Source organism: Streptomyces sp. (genome assembly GCF_019510245.1).
Lineage (GTDB): Bacteria > Actinomycetota > Actinomycetes > Streptomycetales > Streptomycetaceae > Streptomyces.
On sequence record NZ_JAEKKT010000288.1, the window covers coordinates 1 to 4647 of the forward strand.

The window sequence follows — 4647 nt, forward strand, 5'->3', positions numbered from 1 at the left end:
GGGGAGGCCGAGGCCGATGTTCATGGGAGAGTCCTCCGGAGGGCGTACGAGATCCGCCGGTCGGCCGGATCCGGTGCCGCCCCTCCGTGGTGCCGCGCGCTGTGCGCGGACCTGCTCCCGTTCTGCGGCGATGGTTCCAGAGAGCGTGTGCGTCAGAGTGCGCCGACCGTAACGCGATCGGACGGGGGGCGGCAACGCGTTTTGGCCGACCGCTCGCGGACCCGGACTCGGGGATGCGGCTGGTGTCCGGCGGACAGCTGGAGATCAGTGAGAGCCGGTCCGAAACCAACCCACCCCGCACCACCTCCCCTAAGGTCACTGCGTGCTCTTTGGAATGGTGTGTGCTCTAGGTGCCTCCGTCTGTTTCGGGACGGCCACCGTGCTGCAGGCGATGGCGGCGCGGGCGGCGGACACGGGCGGCCGCGACGGCGAGGGGACGGCGTTCGCGGTGACGCTGTTCCTGCGGGCGGTACGGCAGTGGCGGTATCTGGCGGGGCTGGCGCTGGACGGGGTGGGGTTCCTGCTGCAGATCGCCGCGTTGCGGTCGGTCCCGATCTACGCGGTGGGCGCGGCGCTCGCGTCGAGTCTCGCGGTGACCGCGGTGGTGTCGGCGCGGTTGTTGCGGGTCCGGCTGAGCGCGGGCGAGTGGGGTGCCGTCGGAGTGGTGTGCGCGGGGATGGCACTGCTGGGGATCGCGTCCGGTACGGAGGGCGACCGCGGCGGGCCGTCGGCCTTGAAGTACGCGATGCTCGGGACGGCACTGGCAGTGCTGGGGCTCGCGCTGCTCGGTGGACGACTGCCGGAGCGTGGACGGGCGTTGGCGCTCGGGCTGGGCGCCGGGTTCGGGTTCGGGGTGGTCGAGGTGGGGGTACGCCTGATCGACTCGCTCGCGCCGTCGGCACTGCTGGCCAACCCGGCGACGTACGCGCTCCTCGTCGGCGGTGGTGCGGCCTTTGTGTCGCTGACCTCGGCCCTGCAGCGGGGGTCGGTGACCACGGCGACCGCCGGGATGGTGATCGGGGAGACGATCGGGCCGGCGCTGGTGGGGGTGGTGTGGCTCGGGGACCGTACCCGGGAGGGGCTGGCGTGGGTGGCGGTGCTGGGTTTCGCCGTGGCCGTCGCGGGGGCGTTGGCGCTGGCCAGGTTCGGGGAGGCCCCGGAACATTCCGCCCCGCATTCCCCTTCCCGAATTCCGTAAGGGGTTGCTTGAGTTACTTCCGGCACAACTCGACAGACTGAGTCATGCCGACCGAAAGGCCGATAAAGAGTCACGATCCGGACAACCGAGAAAGCTTCGTTGAATATTTGAACGTGCTGTGAAGGCCTTGCGTATACGACGGCGTGAGCAGTAATCCCGTCACCGTCACCGTGGCCTATCACGTGGTGCCGGGCCGTGAGGCCGACTTCCACTCCTGGGGGTGGGCCATGCTGGCCGCGAGTGCGCAGCAGCCGGGCTTCCTTGGGGGTGGCGTTCTTGTCGACCGAGAGGCGGAGTGGCATGTGGTCTATCGCTTCGCCAGCGAGGGAACGGCCCGGGCCTGGGAGGATTCGCCCGTCCGGACCCAGTGGCACGACCGGGCGACGGACTTCGCCCGGCAGACGGAGCGCAGGAGCGTGCGGGGCTCCAAGATGTGGTTCGACTCGCAGACCACCACACCGAAGCCGCCCGTCCCGCCGGCGAAATGGAAACTGTGGTTCGTGAACATGAGCGCGGTTTTTCCGCCGGTGCTCCTGTTCAATCTGATCGTTCTTCCTTATCTCGGCGGACTTAATCCGCTCATCCGCACACTGCTGTTGTGCCTGTGTGTGACGGCTCTCGTCACCTGGATTCTCATGCCCCGGCTCCAGCGTTTCTTGAGGAAATGGCTGTATCCGCCGCTGCAGGCGCTTCGCGGACGGCACAAAAGACGGACCGCATAGGTCCGGCACGAACCGAGGGAGGTGGGCGGGTGAAGACCCTGCTCATCGACAATTACGACTCGTACACGTACAACCTGTTCCAGCTGGTCGCCGAGGTCAACGGCGAGGAACCGGTCGTCGTCCTCAATGACGCGGTCGGCGCCCTTCCCGATCTCGGGGCATTTCTTGCGGGATTCGACAATGTCGTGGTCTCGCCGGGACCCGGGCACCCGGCCGAGCCGCGCGACTTCGGACTGAGCACCGCCGTGCTCGCCGCGTCGCCGATCCCCGTGCTCGGCGTCTGTCTGGGTCACCAGGGCATCGCGCTCGGGGAGGGGGGCCGGGTGGGCCCCGCCCCGGAGCCGCGGCACGGTCATCTGTCGACGGTCCGGCACGACGGACGGGACCTGTTCCGGGGGCTGCCGCAGGACTTCACCGCGGTCCGCTACCACTCGCTGGCCGTGTCCGAGCCGCTCCCGCAGTCGCTGGAGGCCACCGCCTGGGCCGAGGACGGCGTGCTGATGGGGCTCAGGCACCGCAGCCGGCCGCTGTGGGGCGTGCAGTTCCATCCGGAGTCCGTGCTCACCGACTACGGCCACCGCATGCTCGTCAACTTCCGCAATCTCACGGCGGAACGGGCCCGCAGACCGCGTACGAAGAACACCGCGGTGCCCCCGCCCGAGGCGGTGATCCCCCGGCCCGCGCGGCTCGTCCCGCGCCCCCGGCCGGCCGCGCCCGCATACCGTCTGCACACTCGGCGCATCGCGGGCGCGGTCGACACCGAGGCCGCCTTCACCCGGATGTACGCGGCGTCGAGGCGGGCGTTCTGGCTGGACAGCGCGCTGGTCGAGGACGGGCGTTCGCGGTTCTCGTTCTTCGGTGACGACAGCGGTCCGCTCGCGGAGTTCGTCCGGTACGACGTCGAGAGCGGAAGGTGCGAGATCGAGCGGGCCGGGCGGCCGACGAGGAAGGTCGCGGCGAGCGTCTTCGACTATCTCGCACGGCAGTTGACGAGCCGCCGGGTGGACGGCACCGGGCTGCCCTTCGACTTCACCGGCGGCTATGTCGGCTACCTCGGCTACGAGATGAAGGCCGACTGCGGCTCACCGAACCGGCACACCTCCCACGTCCCGGACGCCTGCTGGCTGTTCGCCGACCGGTTGATCGCCGTGGACCATCTGAAGAGGTTCACCTACGCGGTCTGCCTGGCCGAGGACACCCCGCAGGCCGCGCGGGAGGCCGAGGACTGGCTGGAGAGCACGCTGGCCCAGCTGACCTTCGTCGCCACTGAGCCGGACCCGACGGCGACACCCGCGCCGCCGACACCCACCGACCCCACCGACCCCGGCCTCGGCGCCGACCTCGGGGCCGCCGAGCCCTGGCTGGTGCGGGACCGGGCGGCCTATCTCGCCGGCATCGAATCCTGCGATCGGGAGTTGCGGGCGGGCACCAGCTACGAGGTCTGTCTGACCAACGCGGCCCGGTTACCCGCCCCGCCGGACGCGTACGAGTTCTACCGGGTGCTGCGCCGGGTCAACCCGGCCCCCTACGCGGCGTTCCTGCGGTTCGGGGACGTCGACGTGGCCGGTTCCTCCCCCGAGCGGTTCCTGCGGATCACCCGGGACGGGATCGCCGAGGCCCGGCCCATCAAGGGCACCGCGCCGCGCGGCGCCGGGCCGGAGGAGGACGCCCGGCTGCGGGACGCACTGGCGGCGGACGCCAAGACACGCGCCGAGAACCTGATGATCGTCGACCTGCTCCGCAACGACCTGGGGCGGGTGTGCCGGACCGGTTCGGTGCGGGTGACCCGGCTGATGGCCACGGAGACGTACGCGACCGTGCATCAGCTCGTGTCCACCGTGGAGGGGCGGCTGCGGGAGGGGACCGACGCGGTGGAGTGCGTGCGGGCCTGTTTTCCCGGTGGCTCGATGACCGGGGCGCCGAAGCTGCGCACCATGGAGATCATCGACTCCCTGGAGACCGAGGCCCGCGGGGTCTACTCCGGCGCCCTCGGCTATCTGGGGTGCGGCGGAGGCGCGGATCTCAACATCGTCATCCGCACGGCCGTGTTCGCCGACGGGCTGATGCAGCTGGGCGCCGGAGGCGCGATCGTCCTCGACTCCGATCCGGTCGCCGAGTACGACGAGATGCTGCTGAAGACGGCGGCACAGATGAGGGCTCTGCACCTGCACACCGCGGAGCGGACGGCGGAGCAGCGGCGGCACCCTGCCGTCCGCGTCGACGCCCGCGGAGGGCACACGGCCACCGAGGAGCCGGTCCGATGACGACTGCGCAGCCCGTGCTCTCTTCGGCCGGCTCCGACGCCCCCGGCAATCTCGCCGCCCAGCTCGCCGATCTCGCCGAGCGGCGCGGCTGGGCGGACCGGCCCGCTTTCCACCAGGGCCACCGGGCCTGGACCCACGGCGAGGTGCACGCGCTCGCGGCCCGGGCGGCCACCGTGCTCGCCGGTCACGGCACCGGGCCGGGTGACCGGGTGGTGCTGGCGTTGCCGGACGGGATCGCCTGGGTGACGGCCTTCCTCGCCGTCGCGCGCCTCGGGGCCGTCGCCGTCCTCGTCAACCCCGAACTCCCCGCGGCCGACCACGCGTTCATGGCCGCGGACGCCGACGCCGCGCTGTGTGTGACGGGGCCGGGCCTGGAGGACCGGTTCGCCGGGCGGACCCGGCTCGGCGCCGACCAGTTGCTGGCGCTCACCGCCTCCGCGGAGCCGGCCTCTGCCCACCCGGT

The 4647-nt window shown here is 71.3% G+C and carries 4 protein-coding genes; all 4 read left to right on the plus strand.

Features of this window, described 5'->3' with window-relative positions; all coding sequences use genetic code 11:
* The first annotated feature begins 334 nt into the window (after positions 1–334).
* Positions 335–1198, plus strand: coding sequence for a hypothetical protein (locus JF597_RS49055; RefSeq protein WP_294012376.1), 864 nt, complete (start codon positions 335–337; stop codon positions 1196–1198).
* A 143-nt stretch (positions 1199–1341) separates the two neighbouring features.
* Complete coding sequence (locus JF597_RS49060; protein WP_294012368.1) at positions 1342–1920, plus strand: antibiotic biosynthesis monooxygenase; 579 nt, start codon at positions 1342–1344, stop codon at positions 1918–1920.
* A gap of 29 nt (positions 1921–1949) precedes the next feature.
* Entirely contained in the window at positions 1950–4184 is a 2235-nt protein-coding gene (pabB, locus tag JF597_RS49065; RefSeq protein WP_294012371.1) for an aminodeoxychorismate synthase component I, read from the plus strand.
* On the plus strand, positions 4181–4647 hold a 467-nt coding region (locus JF597_RS49070), incomplete at its 3' end, for an AMP-binding protein (protein ID WP_294012373.1). The genes pabB and JF597_RS49070, both read left to right, overlap by 4 nt.

Bases quoted from the DNA above. Each gene is read 5' to 3' on its own strand.
- JF597_RS49055 (WP_294012376.1), top strand. From the start codon at position 335: ATGGTGTGTGCTCTAGGTGCCTCCGTCTGTTTCGGGACGGCCACCGTG.